Source organism: Psychrobacter immobilis (assembly GCF_904846285.1).
Lineage (GTDB): Bacteria > Pseudomonadota > Gammaproteobacteria > Pseudomonadales > Moraxellaceae > Psychrobacter > Psychrobacter immobilis_D.
The window spans coordinates 262,742-288,887 of sequence record NZ_CAJHAD010000001.1 but is presented as its reverse complement, the minus strand read 5'-3'; the positions used below and the strand labels follow the sequence as shown (position 1 = coordinate 288,887).

21 protein-coding genes, 1 tRNA gene and 2 pseudogenes are annotated in these 26,146 nt (G+C 42.3%); 11 read left to right on the top strand and 13 right to left on the bottom strand.

The features are described from left to right. Positions 1–184 precede the first annotated feature (184 nt). On the bottom strand, positions 185–2,296 hold the full coding sequence (uvrB, locus tag JMX13_RS01280; protein WP_201609030.1) for an excinuclease ABC subunit UvrB: 2,112 nt from the start codon (positions 2,294–2,296) through the stop codon (positions 185–187). A 371-nt stretch (positions 2,297–2,667) separates the two neighbouring features. Between uvrB and dps the strand changes: the two genes are divergently transcribed. Next, positions 2,668–3,165, top strand: coding sequence for a DNA starvation/stationary phase protection protein Dps (gene dps, locus JMX13_RS01275; RefSeq protein WP_201609028.1), 498 nt, complete (start codon positions 2,668–2,670; stop codon positions 3,163–3,165). 173 nt (positions 3,166–3,338) lie between these two features. On the opposite strand, the gene JMX13_RS01270 is transcribed toward dps, so the two are convergent. The 8 genes from JMX13_RS01270 to JMX13_RS01235 form a co-directional block, all read right to left on the bottom strand. Continuing rightward, on the bottom strand, positions 3,339–4,070 hold the full coding sequence (locus JMX13_RS01270) for a DUF2059 domain-containing protein (RefSeq protein WP_227686163.1): 732 nt from the start codon (positions 4,068–4,070) through the stop codon (positions 3,339–3,341). Positions 4,071–4,175: 105 nt separating this feature from the next. Continuing rightward, positions 4,176–5,264 (bottom strand): cation diffusion facilitator family transporter, encoded by a 1,089-nt coding sequence (locus JMX13_RS01265; RefSeq protein ID WP_201609026.1) that lies wholly within the window; start codon positions 5,262–5,264, stop codon positions 4,176–4,178. Between the two features lie 199 nt (positions 5,265–5,463). Beyond that, entirely contained in the window at positions 5,464–6,072 is a 609-nt protein-coding gene (locus JMX13_RS01260) for an acyl-CoA thioesterase (RefSeq protein WP_227686162.1), read from the bottom strand. 195 nt (positions 6,073–6,267) lie between these two features. Next, positions 6,268–6,678 (bottom strand): DUF2177 family protein, encoded by a 411-nt coding sequence (locus tag JMX13_RS01255; RefSeq protein WP_201609024.1) that lies wholly within the window; start codon positions 6,676–6,678, stop codon positions 6,268–6,270. A gap of 40 nt (positions 6,679–6,718) precedes the next feature. Then, positions 6,719–8,077, bottom strand: coding sequence for an SAM-dependent methyltransferase (locus JMX13_RS01250; protein ID WP_201609022.1), 1,359 nt, complete (start codon positions 8,075–8,077; stop codon positions 6,719–6,721). A gap of 61 nt (positions 8,078–8,138) precedes the next feature. Continuing rightward, entirely contained in the window at positions 8,139–9,173 is a 1,035-nt protein-coding gene (locus JMX13_RS01245) for a DUF1365 domain-containing protein (protein ID WP_227686161.1), read from the bottom strand. Continuing rightward, entirely contained in the window at positions 9,145–10,932 is a 1,788-nt protein-coding gene (locus JMX13_RS01240) for an NAD(P)/FAD-dependent oxidoreductase (protein WP_201609020.1), read from the bottom strand. The genes JMX13_RS01245 and JMX13_RS01240 overlap by 29 nt, the downstream gene beginning before the upstream one ends. Before the next feature lie 32 nt (positions 10,933–10,964). Beyond that, positions 10,965–11,702, bottom strand: coding sequence for an SDR family NAD(P)-dependent oxidoreductase (locus JMX13_RS01235; protein ID WP_201609018.1), 738 nt, complete (start codon positions 11,700–11,702; stop codon positions 10,965–10,967). A gap of 397 nt (positions 11,703–12,099) precedes the next feature. Here JMX13_RS01235 and JMX13_RS01230 point away from each other — a divergent pair. From JMX13_RS01230 to JMX13_RS01195, 8 genes and pseudogenes are all read left to right on the top strand, one after another. Beyond that, a tRNA-Asn gene (locus JMX13_RS01230) sits at positions 12,100–12,175 on the top strand. Positions 12,176–12,555: 380 nt separating this feature from the next. After that, complete coding sequence (locus JMX13_RS01225) at positions 12,556–14,322, top strand: amidohydrolase (protein ID WP_201609016.1); 1,767 nt, start codon at positions 12,556–12,558, stop codon at positions 14,320–14,322. A 106-nt stretch (positions 14,323–14,428) separates the two neighbouring features. Next, entirely contained in the window at positions 14,429–15,370 is a 942-nt protein-coding gene (locus JMX13_RS01220) for an alpha/beta fold hydrolase (RefSeq protein WP_201609014.1), read from the top strand. A 149-nt stretch (positions 15,371–15,519) separates the two neighbouring features. Then, entirely contained in the window at positions 15,520–16,341 is an 822-nt protein-coding gene (dapD, locus tag JMX13_RS01215; protein WP_201609012.1) for a 2,3,4,5-tetrahydropyridine-2,6-dicarboxylate N-succinyltransferase, read from the top strand. 277 nt (positions 16,342–16,618) lie between these two features. Then, a pseudogene (locus tag JMX13_RS01210) lies at positions 16,619–17,359 on the top strand (radical SAM protein). Positions 17,360–17,472: 113 nt separating this feature from the next. Further along, entirely contained in the window at positions 17,473–18,654 is a 1,182-nt protein-coding gene (locus JMX13_RS01205; protein ID WP_201609011.1) for a multidrug resistance efflux transporter family protein, read from the top strand. A gap of 14 nt (positions 18,655–18,668) precedes the next feature. Continuing rightward, the gene (locus tag JMX13_RS01200; protein WP_201609009.1) at positions 18,669–19,304 is read left to right on the top strand and encodes a trimeric intracellular cation channel family protein; all 636 of its coding nucleotides are present in this window, start codon (positions 18,669–18,671) and stop codon (positions 19,302–19,304) included. A gap of 78 nt (positions 19,305–19,382) precedes the next feature. Then, positions 19,383–20,045: a trimeric intracellular cation channel family protein gene (locus tag JMX13_RS01195; RefSeq protein ID WP_201609008.1), complete on the top strand. Its 663-nt coding sequence runs from the start codon at positions 19,383–19,385 to the stop codon at positions 20,043–20,045. A gap of 78 nt (positions 20,046–20,123) precedes the next feature. Here the strand turns inward: JMX13_RS01195 and recJ are convergent, their stop codons facing one another. Then, complete coding sequence (gene recJ / locus JMX13_RS01190; RefSeq protein ID WP_201609007.1) at positions 20,124–21,956, bottom strand: single-stranded-DNA-specific exonuclease RecJ; 1,833 nt, start codon at positions 21,954–21,956, stop codon at positions 20,124–20,126. Positions 21,957–22,311: 355 nt separating this feature from the next. Here recJ and JMX13_RS01185 point away from each other — a divergent pair, with 355 nt between their 5' ends. Beyond that, entirely contained in the window at positions 22,312–22,827 is a 516-nt protein-coding gene (locus JMX13_RS01185) for a hypothetical protein (RefSeq protein WP_201543648.1), read from the top strand. Between the two features lie 158 nt (positions 22,828–22,985). Here the strand turns inward: JMX13_RS01185 and JMX13_RS01180 are convergent, their stop codons facing one another. The 3 genes and pseudogenes from JMX13_RS01180 to JMX13_RS01170 form a co-directional block, all read right to left on the bottom strand. Further along, on the bottom strand, positions 22,986–23,750 hold the full coding sequence (locus tag JMX13_RS01180; protein WP_201609006.1) for a DUF305 domain-containing protein: 765 nt from the start codon (positions 23,748–23,750) through the stop codon (positions 22,986–22,988). A gap of 135 nt (positions 23,751–23,885) precedes the next feature. After that, positions 23,886–24,353, bottom strand: coding sequence for a DUF305 domain-containing protein (locus JMX13_RS01175; protein ID WP_201609005.1), 468 nt, complete (start codon positions 24,351–24,353; stop codon positions 23,886–23,888). Between the two features lie 148 nt (positions 24,354–24,501). Continuing rightward, positions 24,502–25,047: pseudogene (locus JMX13_RS01170) on the bottom strand (DUF411 domain-containing protein). A 390-nt stretch (positions 25,048–25,437) separates the two neighbouring features. On the opposite strand from JMX13_RS01170, the gene JMX13_RS01165 reads away from it, so the two are divergent. After that, positions 25,438–26,145, top strand: a complete 708-nt coding sequence (locus JMX13_RS01165; protein ID WP_201609004.1) for a heavy metal response regulator transcription factor — start codon at positions 25,438–25,440, stop codon at positions 26,143–26,145. The last annotated feature ends 1 nt before the right edge of the window (position 26,146 follow it).

Genomic DNA, 26,146 nt, shown 5'->3' with positions numbered 1-26,146 from the left:
TTATCTTAAGGGGCATTTGGTATAATTACAAGTTATCTAACGGCAAATTATTAGTTATCAATCTATACAGATAACGGCATCTTTGGCTTTAAGCATTAAGCATTAAGCATTAAGCATAAAAAAGGTGAGCTGCAAACTATGCAACTCACCCTATCGACGATTAAATTCAGTCCGCATTAAGCTATTAGATTAAGTGTGCTTTTAATTCCAACACTTTATCACGCGTTTTTGCTGCATCTTCAAACTTCAAGTCACGCGACATCTGCTTCATCAATTTCTCAAGACGATTGATTTCTTTAGCAAGCAAATCAGGGCTACGTAAGATACTAATATCGACATCAGGTAGATTACTCTTGATAGGAATCACTTGATTGTCGTTGGCATCCAAATCGTCACCTGTATCGATTTTATCCGTGATACTACGGCGTGCGCCTGTTGGCGTGATGTTATGCTCAAGGTTAAACGCCACTTGTTTTTCACGGCGACGATCCGTTTCATCAATCGCTTTTTGCATACTGTTGGTAATACGGTCGGCATAGAGAATGGCTTTACCATTAATATGACGCGCAGCACGACCAATAGTCTGAATTAAGGCACGTTCCGAACGCAAAAAGCCCTCTTTATCAGCATCAAATATCGCGACCAATGATACTTCGGGCATATCAAGCCCTTCACGTAGCAAGTTAATACCGACCAGCACATCATGTACGCCCGTACGCAGTTCATGAATAATCTGCATACGCTCAAGGGTATCAATATCCGAGTGCAGATAAGCGACTTTGACATCGTATTCTTTGAGATAACTGGTCAAATCTTCTGACATACGCTTGGTCAAAGTCGTGATTAATACACGCTCATCTTTTTCACGGCGCTTGGTAATCTCAGACAGCACATCATCGACTTGCGTTAAGACGGGACGAATCTCAATCTCAGGGTCAATCAGACCCGTTGGACGCACGACTTGCTCAACTACTTGCTCACTATGCTCAAGCTCATATAATGCAGGCGTGGCGCTAACATAAATAGTTTTGGGCTTAATACGTTCCCATTCTTCAAACTTCATCGGGCGATTATTCATCGCACTCGGTAGACGAAAGCCGTAATTGACGAGATTCTCTTTACGCGATCTATCGCCTTTATACATCGCACCAATTTGCGATACTGTCACGTGAGACTCGTCAATAAATAGCAACGCATCTTCTGGAATATAGTCAAATAGCGTCGGCGGTGCTTCGCCTGACGGACGACCAGAGAGATGCTGCGAGTAGTTTTCGATACCATTACAATAGCCAAGCTGCTGAATCATCTCAAGATCATACTGGGTGCGCTCTTTTAGACGCTGCGCCTCAACCAGTTTGTTATTCTCACGAAAATATTCAAGACGCGGCTCAAGCTCAGCACGAATCGTATGGGTTGCCGCTTCTAACTTATTACGTGGCGTCACATAATGCGACTTCGGATAGATAGTAATACGCGGCACCGTACGCACCGTTTTGCCCGTTAAAGGATCAAACCAGGTGATTTTTTCCACTTCATTGTCAAACAGATGGACGCGTACCGCCAGCTGTTCAGACTCAGCAGGATAAATATCCAGTAGCTCACCGCGCAGACGATACGTACCACGCCCAAAGTCGAGTTCATTACGTTCATATTGCATCTCAACCAAGCGCTTAATCGTCGCAGTACGGTCTATTTTGTCACCGACTACAACATGTAGCAGCATTTTTAGGTAACTTTCCGGATCACCCAAGCCATAGATGCACGATACCGACGCGACGATGATCGCATCACGACGCTCTAATAAAGCACGCGTGGCTGACAGACGCATTTGGTCAATATGATCATTAATGGCACTGTCTTTTTCGATAAAGGTATCGCTCGCTGCGACATATGCTTCCGGCTGATAATAGTCGTAATAACTGACGAAATACTCAACCGCGTTATTGGGAAAGAACGATTTAAACTCCCCATATAACTGCGCGGCAAGCGTCTTATTATGCGCCATGATAATGGTAGGACGTTGAGTCTCAGAGATAACCTTTGCCATGGTATACGTCTTACCAGAGCCCGTCACACCCAGTAGTAACTGCTCATCCATGCCAGAATTAATACCGTTGACGAGCTTTTTAATCGCTTGCGGCTGATCGCCTGCTGGCTCAAATTCTGTGACCATCTCAAAAGCACGACTTGATATTTGCGTACCAGACGCATTGACACCACTAATTTCAGCTTCGCCTTGCAGCTGAGTGGCCAATTGGTTTAACTGACGCGACGAGCGCGGTTCAGGCATTCGCATAATGGCTTTCTTCTTTTGAATGTTTATAACAATGTGGGGCCTAAGCTAGGGTTTTTAAAGGTAATTAAGGGTTTTATCTTACCATCTTCTCTTACAATACGAGCACCTAGACATGAGGTCACAGGCCCTATTTCTAATTAATAAATAGTACCTTCGTTATAAAAAACGCACACAGCATCCGCTAAATTTACAAAGCTTTTCATGATTAACAAACTCATTACACGACCACCTAATAAAGCCTAACGCTTGAGGGTTCCAACCTTCATTTAAGCTGCTATTATTCATAACGAATCAACAAGTAGTTCATCAGCAAAATACCAATAACAACAAATGAAGTTTTCATTAAAATAATACACATAACGGAGTAGAACATGAGAGAACGTTACGCAAGTGGAATAGATGACGCAACCGCAAAGAAAATGATTGATCTATTAAACGCTAACTTAGCGAATCTGATTGATTTAAGTATGGACAGCAAGCAGTGCCATTGGAACTTGCAAGGTACTGGCTTTATTGGGGTGCATCAGCTATTAGATGACACTTATGGGCGCTTGACGGAGGCTTATGATACGGTCGCTGAGCGCATTGTTATTCTTGGTGGTAAAGCCAATGGTATCTCTAAGCGTGTCGTTGAGGATTCTATCTTAGAGACTTACCCGACTGATATCACTGACGTTGACCAGCATGTTCGTGAGCTGACCAATCGTTATAAAACCATTGCTGCGTCTTTGCGTGAAGGGATTGATGCTGCTGGTGATGCCGGCGATGAAGATACCGCTGACCTGTTAACGGAAGTCAGCCGTATTGTCGATAAAGATGCTTGGTTTATCGGTGCAAATGCCCCTAAAAAAGATACGTCTAAAAAATAAGTCTATATTAGAAATATCTTAACTTACTTTGCTAAATAGAAAAGGTTACCTAGATGGTGACCTTTTCTATTTACGAGTTTTTATGCATGAAGATTTTAATTTTTAGTTGCAATCACATCTAAAGGAGTTGACTTTGAAGACAAGCGTTGAGATTAGACTTTAAAATAGCAAAGTTAAAAAATACCTTTAATAATCTGCTTCATTTGCGGCAACAGCTCGCCCAGCTGTGCATCAGTTTCACTGGTATCATCAGGCAAGGATTGCTGTAAAAAAGCGGCGGTAATTTGTGGTTGCTTAGCAAGAATACTTTGACCCGTTTCCGTATCATAAAACTTGATTTGGGCGTCAACTTCCGATTGCGTATAGTAAGTCTTAGCCGCACTGATATAAGCTTGCGTCAAAGTTTGCGCGTCTGTTGCATTGCCTATCCCATTGCTCATAATCTTAGCGTATTGACCTAGAACACTTTGAATTTGCTCCTGCAGCTGACGTTGACGCTTATTTAGTGGCTTATCATTTACTTGATGACTGGCGTTTTGAGCCTGTTGTTGTGTTTGCATATTGATGGCATCCATAGCCGCCTGTTGGCCATTAACGATAGATTGTATTTGCTCGTCAATATGCATCACCTGCATAAGCTTAATAATAGAAACATCGGTCGGTGCTTGTTTATTATTATTTTGCTGATTGGCGATATTGTTAATAGCATTATTTACTGGCGTCGCGACTTGTTGGTTTTGATTAGACTGACTGGCTTGCTTAGGCTCACTATGGATAATCAATTCTGCATTGGCATGGACTATAGGAGCTGACATAAGCGTCGCCACAACCAAGCTAAGTAATGGACTGATAATGGTCGTACGTTGGTTTGATTTTTTTATAGTAGCGGCATTAGAACGTTTCATATTAGGCTCTCATTATTATAGTTTTCGGTATTATAATTTTAAGTAGTACGGCTATCAGTTTTCAGTTATGAATGTTCAGTTACTAAATAGACCTTTTAAACAGTATCAGCTATCTGGTGGGCGTAAAATCTCAGCATTAGGAATTGACAGCGTTAGGATGGCTTCTTGAAATAGCGGATTGGCGCGAAACTGATTTTCAATATCTTCAAATTTTTGCGCGATTTGCTGTTCTTTCTGGTTACCAGCGATATCTACTGCAGCGACCATAAATACTTTTTTGGGTCCGACCCATTCCAAATGTAAATAAGAGACGCTATCAATATCCGGATGATTTAATAACTCAGTCAATATGTAGCAATGCATCTTTTCTGAGACTTTATAGCCCACCAAAAAGTCGCGATTGCGGCTGATTAAAAAGATGGCGACCATACCCAACAGTATACCGACAACAATTGACCCAAGCGCATCCCAAAAAGGTTGTCCGGTATAAGCATGCATGCCCATCGCCGCTGCGGCAATGACCAAGCCAATGACCGCTGCTAAATCCTCAAAGAAGACGCCGCGCAAGGTTGGGTTTGAGGTATCAATAACATAACCAAGGGCGCTAAGGTTGATAGCCTCGCCATGTTTTTTACTTTGCAAATAAGCTTGCAACAGGGAAAAGCCTTCAAGTACAAAGGCCACTGCTAAGACAATAAAGCCGATGGTATAGTTGGTGTCAGTTTCGGACGCATTCCATTCAGTAATACCGGTATAAATAGAAACAATGGAGCCCGCCATAAAGACGCCAAAGGCAGCAATCATCGACCACACGTATGATTCTTTACCATAGCCTAATGGATGGCTTTTATCAGCAGGTTTGATCGACTTTTTTTCTGCAACGATTAACAAAGTACCATTACCCGCGTCTGCCCAAGAGTGCGCGGATTCCGCTATCATAGAAGCAGAACCGGTCATAAAGGCCGCAATTGTTTTGGCAATCGCAATAATAAGATTTGCCCCAACCGCAATCAGCACAGTGATCAATGATGAAGATTTATGATCATCTTTTTTGTCATTATCATTGGGTGCAGGGTGAGAAGAAGTATTCGTGACATCAAGACGCGTGCTATTACCACCGCGAGTGCGACTGGCCTGCAGTATTGACTGCTCTGTAGAGTAGGATTCTGATAATCCTGAGGGTTTTGAACTCATATGAGTCTCTGTTTTATATAATGGGTTAAAGCAGCCAAATAAAACAGTCGAGCTATAAATGTTAGCCGCTTTACCTGTTTTTTTATCTGCCTTATTTACCATTAAATTTAACCAAAAACCAAGCGCTGGTCAGTAAGGTTTTCGTGAGACTTTGTTTAAGTATTGATAGCTTTAATAGACGCGATAGTTTGAGAGCGCCCTATTTCGCATTGCTACGCTGAGAAAGCTCGCCAACCATGCCTTTATCCGCCTTGTTTTCAGCGTCTAGATTTCCAGCGCCTAAACTTTCACCAATCATTTGATTAATATCACAACTGGGACGATGCGAGCCTTCCATACGTAGGTTTTTACGCGCTAAGCCTGAATCAAAACGGCATTGTTGCATCTCATTTTTAATTTCAAGCTCAGGCACAGGGGTTGGCTTACCATTATCATCAATTGCTACCATAGTAAAATAGCAGCTATTGGTATGGCGAATCGTACGGGCGCGAACATCTTCGGCTTCCACACGAATCCCCACTTCCATAGACGTTCTGCCGACATAGTTGATACTGGCTGCAAAGGTAACCAACTCGCCGACATAGATAGGCTCACGGAACATTACCTGATCGACCGATAGCGTCACGACGTAACTACCACTATAGCGACTGGCGCAAGCATAAGCGACTTGATCAAGCATCTTGAGCAAATCACCGCCGTGCACATTGCCTATGAAGTTTGCCATATCTGGCGTCATTAACACCGACATATATAACTCATGGTTTAAAGGTGCATTTTTGGCAGTAGAGCTGGTATTGTATTGCGACATAATATTCCTTACCGTTATCAGAAGCCTATCTATTTTGAATGTCCGTTATACAGCAGCCTCTAATAAATCGCAAATAAATGCCCGCTAAAGTACAGTCTTACGGGTATAAATGCCAAATTTTATGTCATGATAATAAATAGCAATTAATCAAAACGTCTTTGATTAACTCGTAAATGCGCTCACTGACTCGGCTCATTAGCTCAACCAATGAAAACGATATGCAAGCCAAGCGACAATCGCGCTAACCGTGCCTGTTAACAGTCCGCCCCAGACAAAGTCTACCAATGCAGTATCTAAGGTATAACCTTTATACAGTGCCAAGCTGGTAAAGTCATAAGTACCGTAAGCCATCAATCCTATCAGACCACCCATTAAAAAAATATGACCGAGCGAAGCCTGTGCTTTGATTTGTGGGTATAAGATAATGATGCACAGCGCCAATAGATAAAACAGATAAAACACGCCCGCTGCAATCATATTGGGCTCATCGGCAAGCAGATGCCCGATACGCTTTTCATAAAAAAGACCAGTCATCGTCTTTAGCCAGACCGCATCGATGCCTAAAAATATAGCCACGGCAGCAAGATAGATATATACATAACCCATAATAATATCCTTTTATACTAGGGACTAAAAATGCAGCCTATTAATGCCATACATCAATATTGTTTGGCTTGACCGCGGTGACTTGTACTACTCCAATCGTCCGCTCCAAAAATCCGCCTTCGCAGTAGCAGAAGTAAAACTCCCATAGGCGAATAAACGCTTCATCATAACCGAGCACTTTAATCTCTTCACGCTGTGCCATAAACGCAGTACGCCAATCGCGCAGTGTGTAAGCATAATCAAAGCCGTAGTCATGCAACTGCTTAATGACCATATCTGTCTGTTCGGTAAATTGCTTAGTCAATTCCTGATTAGACAGCAGACAACCACCGGGGAAAATGTGGGTCTGAATAAAATCGACTGACTTTATATAATCTTGATAATGTTGATCATTAAAAGTAATGGCTTGCAATACCATCAAGCCTATCGGCTTCAGCAGGCTATTGCATTTGGCAAAAAACGTCGGCAAATATTCGTGTCCAACTGCCTCAATCATCTCGATACTGACCAATTTATCGTACTTTCCGGTCAGCTCACGGTAGTCTTGTTTTAATAGCGTGACTTTATCTGATAGCCCAGCCTCTGCAACACGGCGCTGCGCCTCTTCATATTGCGCGTCCGATATAGTTGTGGTCGTTATTTGACAACCGTAATGCTGCGCGGCATAAATGGCAAAACCGCCCCAACCAGTGCCAATCTCTAGCACAGTATCTTCAGGTTTGAGTTGTAGACGCTCACAAATCAAGGCCAGTTTGTGCTGCTGCGCCTCAGCCAATGTCGTATCTACATTTTTATAGACTGCTGATGAATACATCATCGTATCGTCTAAAAAACGCTGGTACATATCATTGCCCAAATCATAGTGCGCTAAGATATTGGATTTCGCGCCAGATTTATCATTGCTACGCAGCTTATGATTGGCCCGCTCAAACGTTTTATTGATACCCGCAAAACGGCTTTCTAACTGATTAAGCACTGCCAAATTACGTGCCGCCAGTCGAATCAAACCCGTCAAATCGTCGGTATCCCATTCGCCATTGATATAGCTGTCCGCTAGCGCAATAGAACCGCCAAATAACAACTGACGATAAACGTTGCTGTCATGAATCATAAGTGTGATGTCTAACGGATGACGACCGATAGCTGAGCTGCTCATGTTGTCAGAAGATGGTTTGCCAAAAATATGCGGCTTAGCATCTTGTCCAACGAAATCTTCAATAATAGTAATACTGCCAAATTGAATATGAGTGAGAGCACGAAATATGGCCTGTTTTGCCACATAATTCACGCTGCTATTGATAGGTTGCAAAATAGCGCTTTCATTAATCGTTCGGCTCATGCGGGCGCTAATTCTTCCTAATTTTGAGGCGGGTGCTCTGTCGGTTGGTCGTGCTGACATTCTATAATCATCCTTGTTTAAATGCATCATGCTGAATATTAGACTTCTAAAGTCATGGAGCTTATTTTTGCAGTTTATTTTTCATACCCGGTTTTTTACCCGCCTTCGATTGTTGCTGTTGGCTATTGGCTAACTTTTCATCATAGTTAATATAAGGCACTTTTTTAATGGCATAGAGTTTGAAAGCATGCCAATAGATACGGGTCAAAGACGTCACATTCATCAATGGGTTTTTGCGCAAACTTTCGCGAATGGTGATTGCTGTCATTGGTGTACCAGACATTTTTATACCTGTTTTTAAAACCTCACCGCGCGAGTCACTGATATTAATAGCAATCCGAACTTGTAAACCGTTTCGCGACTGTTTTTTTGTCTCAGTTTTTACTGTACTTTTTATCGCAACTTGCCAGCAATACTGCTGATCAATGGGATTAAACGGCGACACATGAAAGTCTTTATCATGACAAAATTCTGTATTTGCGCCGTCTAATAGAAACCCATAATAATGGCGTTTGTCCCATGGAGTATTTGACACCTCTGCTAGCAGATGGGTAGGATTTTGCTCGCTATCAAAACCTAGATAGAAATTCACTGGGCTAAAATAAATACCAGCATTGCGGCAAACAAGCATCCCAATCATATCGCCTGTTGGCGCACTACCCGTCTGTTTAGTAAATGCCTGTATTAAACGCTGCTCTAGCGCTTGGTCAGCGCTAAATGCCTTTGCTGTATTTGATTCTGTATTCTTATTTTTACTTAGGCTATTTTCTTCTAAACCTAACCCTGGTAAATAATCATTGGGGTGGAATTGCTGCAAGGCCTTTTTGGTACCAGAGAATAAGAGCAGTTTTTTTAAAATCTTACTTTTGGGAAAAACTGACGTATTAATATTAACTTCTGGGAGTGGTTGCCCTGCCGCTAATGCACTAATATTGACCCCCCAATAACGATAAGGATAAGCAAATTTATGCATACTGGGTAACAAGCGACTGTGCCATGTACTTCCATGAAAAATTTGGTGCGGCAATCTAGTATGAATATCATCTAAGTCTTCATTTGACTTAATATTAGACGGTTGTAACGCAGTATTCATCATGCCCTCCTTGGCTAAGCCTACTAAGTGTTTTGGCTTTACGACGCGTAAAAAATCCCAGTTTTTTCTTACTGTCTACTTTGGCAGATGGCTCTAGAGTTGCAATATATACCACTAATTCTTGATTGGTCGTGGCAGTGATTATCTGACGTTTTTTAAGTTTACGTAACTGTTTGTCTGCCTTTATTGGCAAGTCTTTATATCGGAACGGCGTACGAGCACTCTCGGTATCAGGCAGATGATTTGGGTCAACGGTATCCTTAATATCGACGTCGCATCCTAATGCCTGACAGACGCGTAGCGCACTTCTTACGCCATCTTCATGAAAGCCATTGAACCAATAAGCACCGCAAAAATGGGTATGCAAATCAACACCAGAAATACGTGACCACTCATCTTGTGCAGCAATCATCTGGTTATTAAACACTGGATGGCTATAGTCTATACGCTTGATAACTTGACTTTCGTCCACCTCATGATTGAGCGTCACTAAGTAATTATGCTGTTTGGTCAAGCGCTGCAAAATATTCATATGATAGGTCAATACAGGCTTTATGGTAGTTTTAAGGGGTTCTTTATCATTGTTAATAGAATTTCTATTACCGATTAAATAATTCCAACTTGCCCAAGCGAGCGACCTCTTTGGTAAGACTGAAGTATCGGTATGTAAAACAGCAGTGTTATTGGTAAAGGTAAAATGACCCAATATCTCTTGCTCAATAGGATTGGCATCCTTTAATATTTTAAGCGCCGTATCTGCATGACAAGCGAAGATAACCTCATCAAAAATCAGTGCTTGCACAGCTGTTTTAGCTTCATTATTCATACCACCTTTGTCATTGACATCAGTCTTATCAGCGATAGTCAACGTGACTTTATCATTAAGACGGATGACAGACTGCACCGGAGTATTGACCAAAACGGTACCACCCATTTTTACAAAGCGTGTCACCAGCTTATTGACATACTGTTTGGAGCCACCCTTGATAGTGAACCATTGCGGTCGATTGACCACATCTAGCAGACCATGGTTGTCAAAAAATTGCGCAAAAAATATCAATGGAAAGTCTTGTACGTCATTCAAGCTGCTTGACCAGATAGCAGACACCATCGGCAGTAAATAATTGTCCGTGAACAAGTCACCGTACTTTTTAGTATCTAGATACTCGCCTAGCGTTTGCTTGGTAAAAACACTGATATCCTGCCCTTTTGTACGAGCTGCCTCATAATCTTGGCGCAGCTGGCGCACCTGCTTATTGAACTGCAAAATATCGGTGATAAATGCCCAAAACTTAGGACTAAGAATATTTTTGCGCTGCGATAACAAAGTATTGAGCGTATGACCGTTGTATTCAAAATTGCGCGCGGTATTCTTGACAGAAAAACTCATATCCGTCGATTGAAACGGCACTTGCAAATCATAGAGCAGGCGAAAAAAATTGGGATACGTTCGCTCATTAAAAACAATAAAACCCGTATCTATGGCGCTTTTTTCTACTTTGCTAGATTTCGCCTTTTTGCCCTCTTGTAGCGCCACATCGATGGTATTGACGTGTCCGCCGATATAATCATTGGCTTCAAATACCGTGACATCAAATTGCGCTGCTAGATAATGCGCACAAGTCAGTCCTGATACGCCCGAGCCGATGATAGCGACTCGTTTTTTCTTATGGATAGCGGCATGGCTAGAGTCTAGCAAAACACTGGGAGACTTTTTAGCCGTCTCTTCTATACTGCTACGTCTGCGGCGGATGAACGACATAAAAGATTTCCCTTGTTAGACATTTTACTCTGTTATTTTTTATTGATTTTTTCACTGACGTGTTGCCAAACCACATCAGGTAATGTCCCCAATACCTTTAATGGTAAAGTCAATTTTTTAGGAAATTCAATGACGTCATGACCGCTCTCAATACCAGTACGAATCGCTTGGCTTGCCTGCTCAGGCGTTTGTAAAAACGGCATCGGAAAATCGTTTTGCTTGGTCATTGGCGTCTCAACAAAACCAGGTACGACCAAACTTACTGACACGTCATACGGTGCAAGGCTGATCTGCAAGGTTTTCATTAAATAATGGATTGCTGCTTTTGAGCTACCATAAGCTTCAGCGCGAGCAAAAGGCACATAAGCTGATGCTGAACCCATCCCAACCAAACGCCCGCGTGAAGCGATAAGCTTAGGTAACACACCCTCGATAGCATGAGACAGCGTACCCATATTGACCGACATGACTTTCATAAAAACACTACTATCGAAGTTTGGCATATCTAAATATTCACACATGCCCGCCCCACAAATCGCCACATCTATCTGGCTAACTTTGTCAAACGCTGCTATTACCTTCTCTCGATCCATCAAATCAACATTAAGCGTTTCTGCTCCTAGTGACTTCAATTCAGCTAAGGCGTGCTCATCACGACCAACCGCATAGATATGATGTCCTGCTATTAGATAATCTTTTGCTAGCTGATTACCGATGCCTGAGGTTGCACCAGTAATAAGAATATGCTTTTTTTTAGAAGAATCTGTCATGGTGAATGTCCTTTTTAGTCGTTTTAGTTTTTTTATCATCCGTGTAGTTTTATTTTGAGCGTGCCGTCTTATTTTGATAACGTTTTAACCCTCTCATTTTTATTGTTATTACGCCCAAGCTATTAGCAATGTTTTTATTAACCAAGCCCTACACTTATTTATCAAATCTAAATAATTATAGTATAAGGTGTCAGCTTGATTTGTTGTTACTTCGCAATCATGCCTATAACAGCTGACCTGCAATAACGCTTATCTAATAAATAAATGCATAATCTTTGCTAAATATGAAAAAAAAGCTTGACGTATTTTTTATCTTTGCTAGAATACGCCCCACTTAGCAAGAACTCGTTAGAGACTTTCTAAGCTCGCAGTAAGCAATAAAACTCTTACCGCTTATTCTCCAATAGCTCAGTTGGTAGAGCAACGGACTGTTAATCCGTGTGTCCCTGGTTCGAGCCCAGGTTGGAGAGCCATATTTTAGTAGTAAATTTTTTGAATCTTTTTTGATTCGATTATGGCATTTGCCAAGACCCTCATCACTTTGATGGGGGTTTTTTTATGGCTGTTGTTTTTATTTTATAACCCGACAAGCCCTAAAAAATAGTTTGTCGCCTGCTAACATTCATCATTAGATTATTCATTTTTTTACACAATAAAATCCGTAAATAAAACAAACTTAACCATCAGCACTTCATCAAACTTCAATAGAAGTCGAAACATCATTTAAAGGATATTTGAGGTTCATAGATTATATGCTGACGATAAAATCATAAATAGCATTGACCCCTTAAAGCTTTGTCGTTAAATTGGTGATAGTAGTTATTTATCTAAAAACAATATTAAGGATAGCGCCATGACTATAAGCATCATTAAGCCGACGTTACTGAGTATTGGAATGATGGGCATGATTGGCTGCACTGCGATGCAAACCACCACAGAACGGATAAATACGGAACAGGCAAATACAGAACAAGCAAGTAATTCAGCTACTGTTTATTACAACGGCAATATCATCACGATGGAAGGTGAGCAACCGCAGTTAGTTGAAGCGTTAGTCACTCAAGCAGGCAAGATTGCTTACGCTGGTGATTTGAATACTGCTCAATCAAAATATAAAAATGCGGCGCAAGTTAATTTAAACAGCAAGACGTTATTACCAGGCTTTATTGATCCGCACAGCCACTTTGATATGGTGTCAAATACCATGGGGCAGGTAAACTTAAACCCGCCACCAGTCGGCAAAGTCAATAGTATTGAAAATATGCTGCAAGCCTTAAAAGCTTATAAAACAGATAACAAGATTGCTGATGGGGAGTGGATATACGGTTGGGGCTATGATGAGAGTCAATTAGCTGAGGAACGTCATCCAACCAAAGCAGACATCGATAAAGTATTGCCGAATAATCCTGTTTATTTGCAACATACCAGTGGCCATATGGGTGTGGCAAACAGTAAAGGCTTGTCGGCTATGAAAGTGACTGCGGCTAGCAAAAACCCAGATGGTGGTAATATTGCACGGGTTAAAGGCTCTAACGAACCAAATGGTCTCGTCCAAGAAACTGCTATGTATCCATTCGTTCGTCGTATGCTAGAGGTATTGGAGCCCAATCAAGCCAAATTCTTTGAGAAGACACAAGATTATTATGCCGAAAATGGGCTGACTACCGCGCACAATGGCTCAACGGCTCGTAATACCATTCAGTTTTTCCAAAAACAAGCCGATGCGGGCAAGCTTAAAATAGACTTGGTCGCACTGGCTGGTGTCAGTGATTTAGATGAAAACTTAGCGGACAAAAACTTTGTATGGAAAACCTATCAAAACGGCTTTAAAGTACAAGGTACTAAAATCATTGCCGATGGCTCGCCGCAAGGTAAAACCGCCTACTTTAGTCAGCCTTATTTGACGCCAGTGCCAGACTGCGAAAAAGACTGTCGCGGATTACCAAGTGTTAGCCAAGATGAGCTCAATGAGATGTTTGTAAAGGCTTATCAGCGTGATAACCAACTGTTTATTCATAACAATGGCGATGGCGCGACAGATATGATTATCAAAGCACATGAATATGCGGTTAAGAAGACTGGACAAGCCGCCGATAAAGATCGCCGTACGGTGCCTATCCATGCCCAGTTTGCGCGTCCTGACCAGCTAGAAGCCTTTAAAAAATATAAGATGCTACCGTCATTTTTCACCAATCACACCTACTTTTGGGGTGATGTGCATGTCAATAATCTAGGTAAAAAACGCGCTGATTTTTCAAGCCCGATAGCGACGGCGGATAAGATGGGATTAAAATACACCAACCATTCTGACGATACCGTGACGCCCGTCGATCCGTTATTTACCGTTTGGTCAGCGGTCAATCGCACCTCGCGCTCAGGCAGGATTATCGGTATCGATGAGCGCGCGACCCCTTATCAAGCGCTTAAAGCCATTACGACCAATGCTGCTTATGAGTACTATGAGGAAAATAGTAAGGGTACATTAACGAAAGGTAAGCTGGCTGATTTGGTTATATTAGATGCCAATCCGTTGACGATAAATGCAGATAAGCTTAAAGATATTAATGTTGTAACTACTATTAAAGAAGGTAAAATAATCTATCAGCGCCCAGCAAAATAAAACTATAATGACAGCATACTAAGACTGAATACTTTATAGTTAAATCCCTATAAGTTTGACTATAAATTATTTTATGTCTCTTTTATATCAACATCAGGATTCGTTTATGAGTAACACCGAACAAATTACCTCCTCTGACAACACCCATTATTTGCATCATACTTTTTTTGAGCCAAGTGATAATACGACGCCGATTATTGCTACCCTACTGATTGTGCATGGTATGGCAGAACACAGTGAGCGTTATGCAGAATTTGCGCAGTTTTTAGCAGATAACGGTATTGCGGTCGCCACTTATGATCAGCTTGGTCATGGACAGACGGTTAAATCAGCCAGTGATTTGGGATTCTTTGCTGAAGAACATCCGGTGCAGTCATTATTAAAAGACGTCATTATCATGGCAGACAGCCTAAAGGCACGCCATCCTAACGTGCCGCACTTTGTCATGGGGCATTCGATGGGCTCGTTTATCGTGCGCAACGTCCTCAAACATCATGCGCGTAACTTTAGCGGTGCAATTTTAATGGGCACCGCTGATGCCAATCCATTGACCAAAGTGCTACTACCGATTAATAAAGTACTGGCAAAAGTGGCGCCTAAAAAGCCAAACTCAGTTTTTGCCAATACGATGAATAAAGTGCTAAACAGCAAGCTTGATAATCGTATTTCTTCTTCAAAATTTGCCTGGTTAAACGAAGACCCTACAGCTGTCGAAGCCTACGAAGCCGATCCATTAACTGGCTTTGAATTTACTAATAATGGTTTTCTAACCTTGTTTACCTTGATGGAAGCTGGTCTCAATAAAAACTGGGCGACAACGATTACCAAAGATTTCCCCATATTATTGGTCAGCGGCGAGAATGATCCTATTGGCGATATGGGTAAAGGCATCCGTAAAATTGCCAGCCGTTTAGAAAAACAGAACTTTAGCAATGTTGCGCTACAACTCTACCCGCATATGCGCCATGAGCCAATTCATGAACAAAATAAAGCGTTGGTTTATCAAGATATTTTAGAATGGATAAAAATTAACAGCGCTGATCATTAATATCAGCATTAGCAATAATAATAGCTCTGATAATGCACCTAACCTATTTGCTAAAACCCGCTAAATTATCGGCAATACCCAAAACTTTTTATAACCGACCACACTTATTACCATCGTTTTATTTACCTTTACCAACTTTAGGAATATTTATGTCATTGCAACAAACCATTGAACAAGCCTTTGAAAATCGTAACGAATATAGCCCAGCAACCATGCCAAAAGACGTACGCGATGCCATCAATGAAGTGCTTGAGCAACTAGACAACGGTAGCTTGCGGGTGGCAGAGAAAAAAGATGGCGAATGGGTGGTCAATCAGTGGGCTAAAAAGGCCGTTTTATTATCATTTCGTTTAAACGATAACTATGTCCAAGCTGCGGGCGAACACGTGCAGTTCTATGACAAGGTACCAACGAAGTTTGCCAATTGGACAGAAGCGCAATTTAAAGCAGCCGGCGTACGCGTGGTACCACCAGCGGTTGCTCGTAAAGGTTCATATATCGCAGCTGGTGCCGTATTAATGCCCTCGTATGTCAACATTGGCGCCTACGTCGACCAAGGCGCGATGGTAGATACATGGGCAACAGTTGGTTCATGTGCCCAAATCGGTAAAAATGTGCATCTATCAGGCGGCGTTGGTATCGGCGGTGTGTTAGAGCCGCTGCAAGCCAATCCAACCATCATTGAAGACAATTGCTTTATCGGTGCGCGCTCTGAAATCGTTGAAGGCGTGATTGTAGAAGAAGGCTCAGTGATTTCTATGGGTGTTTTTATCGGTCAATCTACGCGTATTTATGATCGCGAAACGGGTGAGATTCATCGCGGCCGTGTACCAGCAGGCTCAGTCGTTGTACCGGGTAGCTTGCCATCAGAAGACGGTACGCACAGTTTATACGCCGCTATCATCGTGAAAAAAGTCGATGCGCAAACCCGTGCTAAAACATCAGTCAATGAGTTATTACGTTTGGCCTAGCTTTTTAGTTATCACGTTTTAATTATTACATTAATTGTTTTTATCATAAAAGATGCTAGGGCTGACTCGAGCATCTTTTTTAATGCTTTATGGCAGGTTAATAACAGCTTAATATCAAGTTTAATGGCAAGTTTAATGGCAGTTTGATGTAAGAGATTACGTTATAATCTTTGCCTCGTTTGGAGGCTGAAACTCTTAGCGTTAGATAGATTATTAAACCTTTTTTATTTGATAAATGCTTACGGCATTATCAACCTCTACCTGTGTTTGAAATATTATGAGTGAGTTATCTTTACACACATCATTCATTCCTGTCACCAATCCTGAAACAGGGTTACGTTTGACCGAGATTTTTTATTCTCTGCAAGGTGAAGCACTGAGCTCAGGCTTGCCAATGATATTTGTGCGCTTGACCGGCTATCCGCTGCGCTGCGTCTATTGTGATACTGAATACGCTTTTAGTGGCGGTGAGCGTCAATCACTTGAGACCATTATGGCGACTATTGCAAGCTTTCCCTGCAAGCGTATTTGCTTGACCGGTAGTGAGCCATTAGCACAGCCAAACGCCATTGAATTAATGACGCGTTTATTGGATGAGGGTTAGGAGATATCGCTTGAAACTGCAGGGGCATTAACGGTAGAAAATGTACCACCCGCGGTCAGCAAAGTCATGGACCTTAAAACGCCAAGCTCGGGTGAAGTCGATAAGAATCTTTGGTCAAATCTTAGCTACCTTACTCAACATGACCAAATCAAATTTGTCATTATGAACCGCACTGATTATGAGTGGGCGAAAGAAAAACTGCTTGCGCATCAGCTGGATAAATTGGTTGGTACGGTTTGGTTTTCACCGATGTTTAATGTCGCAGAAGAGTTACCTGATAGTGAAGCAATGAGCAGACCTGAAATGCCAGTATTGGCACGTGAGTTAGCTGAATGGATGCTGGTAGATGCTTTACCGGTACGTTTTCAATTACAATTGCATAAGATTATTTGGGCCGATACCAAAGGTAAGTAACTAAATGACTTTTACGCAAGTTATATAAGTCAACAGTTCAGATAAGCAAATATCCAAAACAACAAACTAAATATACTCTAAATAGCTAACAAGCCGACTGCAAGGACGCATGCATGGTCAAACTGATTTTATTGGGCTTATTGGCGGGGGCGTTCTTTAGCTCGACATTTATTTTAAATGAGCTGATGAGTAATGCTGGCGGTCATTGGTTTTGGTCAGCGAGCCTACGCTATGTCTTTATGTGGCTGATTATCACCGCCATTATTATCCTGCAACACGGCTTTGGTCGCATCAGAGAGCTTGCGAGCATTTTTCGTAAGCATTGGCACTTTTGGTGTCTTACCGGCAGTATTGGCTTTGGGGTATTTTATACAGGCATTTGCTATGCGGGCGACCACGTCGCTGGCTGGGTCGTTGCTGCTACCTTTATGTTTACTGTCGTCACTAGCCTATTGGTACTACTGGCTTTTGGGCAACGTTTTGATAAAAAGTTTCTCATTTATGCCTTTTTGGTGTTTATCGGAGTGGTATTGGTCAACGTCAGCGAAGGCTTGCGCGCCTCTGCCCTCGCCGATATTGATAGCGCGCCGATGGCAGAAATGCTGCTTTACGGTGCCCTACCTGCACTCATCGCGGCTTTTAGTTACCCAATCGGCAATCAGCTGGTTTGGCAAGTCTCACACAACTCACGCAAACGCAATTCTCGTAAACACAGCGAGAAGCTGCAACAAGCGCGAGAAGCCGATATTAAACTCAATAATAATAAAAATCATAACGTCGATGCTAACCAAGTACTTGTCGCAGAAGCTTTCGATTTATCTACATTCATATCTAGTACTTCGGATAACAATGTTACTTTAAAAACAACCTCTAGCATCGAAGCTAAACACTCCTCTCCCCTACAAAACCTCATCGCCCGTATTCCTGCTATCGAAACGACACTATTACAAAATGCCTTTAATAAGGTTTGGCTCATGACATTGGGTAGTTTTCCATTTTGGCTAATTTTAGGCGTTTTTATACAACCTGAACCTCCTGCAACCACCCAGTTATTTAATATCTTGCTAGTGGCATTGCTGGCTGGCGTTGCAGCGACGAGCATATTTTTTTATGCGCGTGAACAAGCAGTGACCTCAAGTGAAGTCGCAGGCGTTGACTCGACCCAAGCCAGCGAGGTAATCTTTGCTTTGATTGGCGGTATACTATTGTTGAATAACGCGCTACCTTCAACATTGGGATTGGTCGGTATTGGGCTGATTATGGTAGGCCTAATATTATTTGCAAAAGACGGTTGAGGCTCATATAAATCATGATAAGTAACTTTATTTTCCCCGATATTCTGCTGTATCTATTAGATATGGTGGGCGTTATTGCTTGTGCCATTGCCGGCACCTTACTTGCGCAGCATAAAGGCTTCGATATTGCGGGCTGTATTTTGGTTTCTATGGTCAATGCCATTGGCGGCGGTACATTACGTGATATGGCGCTCGATCGTCATCCGCTATTTTGGATGACTGACCTCAACTATGTCATCGTCATTACCCTCACCTCTCTTATTCTACAAATTTTCTTTCATTTGTATCATAAGATTGATAAAGCGCTTAAGCTGTTTGATGCGATTGGTCTGGCGGCCTTTAGTGTGATTGGTTTTAAGGTGGCTTTGGCACAAGATATGTCGCCAGTTATTGCGGTTATGATGGGGGTTTGGACGGCGATTATTGGTGGCTTATTACGTGATATTATCTGTAATGAGATACCGCTACTGTTGCAGCGCGAGATTTATATCACAGCCAGTATTGCAGGGTCTTTGAGCTATTTGGCGCTTGATTACTGGGGCGTTGACGCTATTACCAATGAATTTATGATGTTATTTATCATCTTTGCCGTGCGTATGCTGGCACTTAAATTCGACTGGCATCTGCCTTCTATCCGTTTGGTTGATTAATTAGTCGTTTAGCCGATTTTCATGATTAGCGAAGAAAACATCAGTATTTTAATATCAGTGCTTTAATGAGAAAAACGCATGCTCACCATCGCTTTAGATTCTGAATTGATTACTACTTTTGACCCGCGCTCGCTGATTTATCTGTTTGATATGATTGGGATTGTCGCTTGTAGTATTTCAGGGACGATATTGGCCAAGCATAAGAACTTTGATGTCTTTGGCTGCTTACTGGTATCGATTGTGACTGCCATCGGCGGTGGTACGGTGCGCGATGTCATTCTGGATCGTCATCCGCTGTTTTGGATGGTGGACATGAGTTATCTGACAGTTATTACTATCTCATCGCTAGTGATGCAGATATTCTTTCATCCCAACTCTAAACGTGTCGATAAGTTCCTAAAACTCTCCGATACCATTGGCCTGTCAGCCTTTACCTTAATCGGCATCAAGGTTGCTGATAGTATGGGCACCAATGTGCCGGTGGCATTACTACTCGGGGTGATTACCATTATTGTCGGCGGTATCATCCGCGATATGATTTGTAATGAGATTCCGCTGGTGTTACAGCAAGAAATTTATATCAGTGCCGCTTTGACAGGAGGTATTCTCTACTTTGCGCTGCACAATCTTGGCGTGACCGCTTGGATTGCTGATATCTCGGCAATGGCGACGATTTTTACCTTACGTATGCTTGCTATCCGTTATGACTGGCAATTTCCGACTATTGAATGGAAATATTAAAGCCATAGAGTTATTAAAGCATGGAAGCATGAAAATCTAGCAACTATTAATAAAATCACTGCCAGTCACATCAAATCGCTAGCTTTCTGCTACCGTCTCTTTTACCAGCGCTAAGTCTTTTACCATCAACTGTAAGCTTTGTTTACCATTCCACTCGTTAATATCTAGCTGAAATAATAAATGTACTTTTTCGGCGCGGTAATCCCAAGCACTGCTATCAAAATTGAATTGGATTGCCTCAATTGGATATTGCACATCAGGATAACGTAGCGACAATTTAAGATGCTTATCCTTTAATACCTTAAAGCTTAATACATCAAACACGCCATCAAATATCGGCGGCGCAAAGCCATGACCCCAAATACTGGCATTGGCTAAATGCTCCGCAAACCATAAGCTAAAGTCACCCGCTTGTAGTGCTCCATCGGTAAATTTCTGCTCGGCAAAGACTTCATCATCCATCTGCGCCATCACTTCGTTAAACGCGCTCACAAAGCCATCAAAGTTGCAACGTTTGATGGTCAAACCTGCTGCCATGGCATGACCACCGAAATGGCTGATTAAATCAGGATATCGTTCGGCAACTTGCTCAATCGCATCACGAATATGTACGCCAGCGATAGAGCGCGCCGAGCCTTTAATAGCATCGTCGTCACCCGTACGCTCTGTGTCTGCTGGCGCAAAGACGATACTGGGCAGATAATGGCTTTCTTTTAGACGGCCAGCGACGATACCGATAACGCCTTGATGCCAATCATCTTGATATAAAATAATGCTGCGATTTTGATTATTAACAGCTGGCTTTTCTGTTTTAGGCTGAATAAGAGTTTCATCGCTCTCGTCAGCATCAGTATTAACATCAATATCAGTAGCAGCTAACGCTTGCACAATACTATCCGCTTGTGCGCGCATCTCACCTTCGACATGGCGGCGGGTTCGATTCAGCTGTTCAAGCTCTTGCGCCAGACGCTGTGCGGTGCTCCAGTCATCGGTTAACAAGCACTCGATACCGATGCGCATATTATCCATACGCCCAGCAGCGTTGATACGCGGACCTAAAACAAAACCAAAATCCTTCGCCTGTAATTGCTTAGGGTCACGACCCGCTTGTTCAAGCAATGCCAATATACCGAGCGAGCAGCGCCCTTGACGAATGGCGTTCAGACCATGATGGACTAAAATGCGATTGTTTTTATCAAGTACGCCTACATCAGCAATCGTCCCAAGTGCCACCAAATCCAAATACTGGCTGACTTGCACGCTAGACTTGCCTGCTTCACGGCGCAGTTTTGCCAAGCGTCCGAGCACATAAAACGCCACGCCAACCCCTACCAATGCCTTACTGCTAAAGTTACAGTCGAGCTGATTGGGGTTGACTACTGCTTCTGCGGGCGGTGTTTCTTTGGTAGTCAGGTGATGGTCAGTAATAATGACAGTGATGCCATCAGCTTGCGCCCGCGCCACCCCTTCGTGACTCGAGATACCATTATCCACCGTCACAATCATGTCGGGCTTATAAGTCTTGATACCTAATTCGACAATCTCTGGCGTCAGCCCATAGCCATATTTGAAACGGTCAGGTACTAAAAAATCAACCACCGCACCCATCTTTGTCAGGGCGCGCATCATAAGCGCCGTACTGGTTGCCCCATCGCAATCAAAATCACCGACAATTAAGATACGCTGACCTTCATCGATAGCAATATCTAATAGACGCACCGCTTCGGTGACGCCATGCAGCATCTCAGCAGGTAGTAAACCAGATAATGCTGTTTCGAGCTCATCAGGCGCAGTGATACCGCGACCGGCATAAAGCCTAGCAAGGGTGAATGATTGAGCGGCAAGCGATTGCAAGGCGGCGGGCAACTCGTCGATGCGAGTGCTGGTATAACGGGGGGTTAAATTTAGCATGTTGGTATTCTACTGGCTTTGAAAGATAGCCACAATGGGAATTTTTAGCACTGTCGTCTAGGTTTAACGATTGCGTCGCTGCGTCTGATGGCGTAATTTATATTCCATGCTTGGCACACAAAGTTTAAAAACGGCTTATTTCTAAACGCCTTCTTGCTAAGCCGTTACTTATTTACAAAAACGGTGCAGAGTGACTGTAATTTTCTGCATTTTGCTACAAAGCAATGATTGTACAAGGCTTATAAATCCATAAAATGGTAAACATCTAAGAACCTATAAGATACTTATCATTTTGCCATTTTTGCTTTTACTATATTCACTATTTTCTGTTTTTTAAACATTTTAAGGACGCTTTATGAAAACCACACCAACTGCTGAAAAACTGCCTAATACCATTGATCCGAATTTAGATCTTGAGCAAGTGAAAAAAGAATGTCTTGCTATGGTCAAAAGACGCGCTAGAGTCTCTGCTGGTGTTGCTATCGTTCCTGTGCCGTTTTTTGATGTGGCAGTCGATGCCAGCATGCTGACTATGTTATTGCCTGAGATCAGTGAGCGCTTCGGGCTTCTAAAAGATCGTCAAGGCGCTGTTGATTTAGAATCACGTGCAGTACATTGGAAAGAGTTAAAAAATCGTACGATTGATTTTGCCGGTTTAATGGCAACTCGTGGTATCGTCAAAAAGACGGTTCAAGGCTTTGGTGGTCGTATCGCAGCCAAGCAAGTGACCAAGTTTATCCCATTAGGTGGTCAACTGGTCGCAGGTACAATGGGCTATATGATTTTCAAAAAAATTGCCACCGACCATATCAATGAATGCTATAACTTGGCAAAAGATATTCAGCAAAAGCAACATGGTAAAAATGTCTAAAAATATAACGAATCAAAAGCTTAACAATTGATTAACAGTTGAATAATAAGCTAAAAATAAACCCAGCTAAGAAGCTCTTAGCTGGGTTTTCTATTGATATTTAATTAAGCAAAATATTACGCCAAGCTTCTAGCGACTTTATTCTAGCTACCTTGCTTCTAACTATCTTGTTTGCCAATCCAGTTTTGCATCTGCTCAATCTCAGACTGCTGAGCATCGATGACAGCTTGCGCCAGCTGTCGCATTTCGGCATCTTTACCATATTTCAGCTGAACCTTCGCCATATCGACCGCGCCAACATGATGCGGCAACATGCCACGTGCAAATGCCATATCAGGATTAGGATCAGCAATACCCGCCATCATCTCATCATGCATGGCGTCCATACCATCGGCATAGGCTTGTTGCATGGCTTTGGTATCCGGTGTGGCTTCAGATGTATCAGGATGACTGGCTAGCCACGCTTGCATTTGCTCAATTTCTGCTTGTTGAGCATCGATGATCTCTTGTGCCAGTTGACGCATCTCTTTATCAGTACCGTATTTCAGCTGAATCTCTGCCATATCAACCGCGCCAATATGATGACCTAGCATCCCTTTTGCAAAGGCAGCATCTGGATCGTTATATTCCATCCCGACCATCATCTCGTCATGCATCTTTACCATAGAGTTATTGTACGCTCGATGCATCGGCGTCATATGTTCAGCATCTGCCATTGCGCCCGCAGACATATCGTGACTGGCGTGCGGACCCGTAGCCTCGGCTGCATCGTTAACATTATCAGTATCATTAACTACCGCTGTGTTTTCTGTAGCAGGCGCTGTCGCAGCCTTTTCATTGGCAGGCTGACAGGCACTGATTAGTAATGTCGCACTGATGCTAGCGGTGAGCACGGCAAGACGTGAATAATGAGTGATTTTCATGGTATATCCTTTATGTAAGTAGAAAATAAAAAATAGTAAATCAGTTAAGATTTACCAATAAAAAAACTATCAAACGAACGGGTTAAATAAATGGATTAAATCCCGTTATTTCAAAATAATTACTTATGAAACCATCTATTTAAGCGCTTCAATAAGCGCCTGCATCTCAGCGATTTCACGCTTTTGCGCCTTGATAATATCATCGGCAAGTTTCTGTACTCTTGGGTCTTCGATATCAGCGCGACTACTGGTCAAAATAGCAATCGAATGGTGTGGTATCATCGCTTGCATCCAGTCAACTTGATCGACGGTTGCTTGAGATCTGACGCCCCAAATACCCACGGCAAACATCAAAACGCTAAGACCATAAATCATAAGATTGAGCTTGGCTTTTTTATACATATTGCCCATAAATACCAGCATAATAACCGCCATGCCAGCGCCCATATACAGCGCCATATATGCTCGAGTCTCGCTAAAATACACGTGCTCCCATTGATAGGTATTGAAGTACATCATGATATACATGACTATCGTCGATGTTAAAATCATCAATGAGAATTTCACATACGGGTTCATTTTTTCTTGTTCTGAATGCTGCATACCCTAGCGTCCTTCTTTACTTAAATTATTTTTCTTATTTAGATAGTACTTAGGCTATTTAAAAGTTAATTTATTATTAAAGGTGTTTAATCAAAGACTTTTCTTCTTTTATTAGTTTCTTCCTTTATTCGTTTCTTATGCTATGAGCTTATAACTGCTGCTCAGCAGACTCAATATCTGCATATACTTGGTTGGTACCATCTTTGTTTATTTGCATAATCTGATAAGGCGCAAACTGCCCTTGATACTCCATCCACGGACTGCCCATTGGCATACCAGGCACGGCAAGCCCGATGGCTTGTGCCGGTGGATTAGCTAAAAACTGAGCAACATATTTAGCGGGTACATGACCTTAAAACACATAACCATCAGTCGTTACCGCAGTATGGCATGAGCGCATTTCAGTCGGCACGCCATAGCGATCTTTGAATAATGACAAATCCTTTGGATGTTGGCTCGTCGCTGTCAGACCATTATTTTGCGCATGTTCTATCCAGTCTTTACAGCAGCCGCAATTGACGTCTTTATAAACGGTCGCTGAGACGTTTTTGAGTAAATCAGAATGCTGGGCTTTAGCATTTATCGTAGCAGATTGGTTGGTGTTTTCTACATTATCTATCGACGTATCTACATCAGCATTTGCCTTAATATCGGCTTGATTACAGGCAAAAAGTGTCGACACTGCTAATATCATCAAGCTGCCGCGTAGAGATTTCTTTACGAGCTGATTAGGTTTTAGCTGACCGGACTTAGATTGACGACCAAATTTAGGGGCAAGGATAACCATAGTAAATGTCTCATTAATGGTAAAAATGGCAGGTATTTTTAGAAATGCATGGCATTGGTAGTTGTAGTAACAGTAATAGCAATAAGGCCTAGCGTTAAAACATGATATAAAAATCATAACAACGTCAGCCTGACAAGCAGATGACGCTAAGATGACAATTTTGTCATCTTGCCAGCTTAGCATGGGAATAGCGCTGCCATTGCTCTATGATTGATGGCAGAAAACCTAGCAATATCGCAACTGTACGAGTATAAAACATCATAAATAATGAGCACGAATAATGAGCATAGATACGCTATGAAAATACTATTGGTCGAAGATGAAATATCGCTTGGCGACTATATTAAAAAAGGCTTAAGTGAAGCGGGTTTTATCGTTGAGCATCATACAACTGGGTTAGACGGTTATCATGCTTTGATGACCGAGGATTTTAATGTGGTCATTATGGATGTGATGTTACCCGATGTGAGTGGCTTTGAGTTGGTGCGCAATTATCGGGCAGCGGGCAAACTGACACCAGTATTATTTCTAACGGCAAAAGATGATTTAAGCGACCGCGTAAAGGGCATAGAAATCGGCGGCGATGATTATCTAACCAAGCCTTTTGCCTTTGCTGAGCTACTGGTCAGAATCAAAAACCTATTGCGCCGCGTCAATCAAACCGATTATGCCAGCACAGTGCTACAGATTACCGATTTAAAAATGGATATTGCTAAACGCACAGTATCGCGTGGTGGGCAGATTATTAAATTAACTGCAAAAGAGTTTGCGCTATTGCAGTTTTTCCTTGAGCGACAGGGTGAGGTGCTGCCGCGCTCTGTGATTGCCTCGCAAGTATGGGATATCAATTTCGATAGCGACACCAATGTGATTGACGTGGCGATACGGCGTTTGCGGATTAAAATCGATGATGATTTCGATATTAAGCTGATTCATACGGTGCGCGGCATGGGTTATCGGCTCGACCATATTGATAATAGCGACATCACAGCGATGAGTCAGTAAT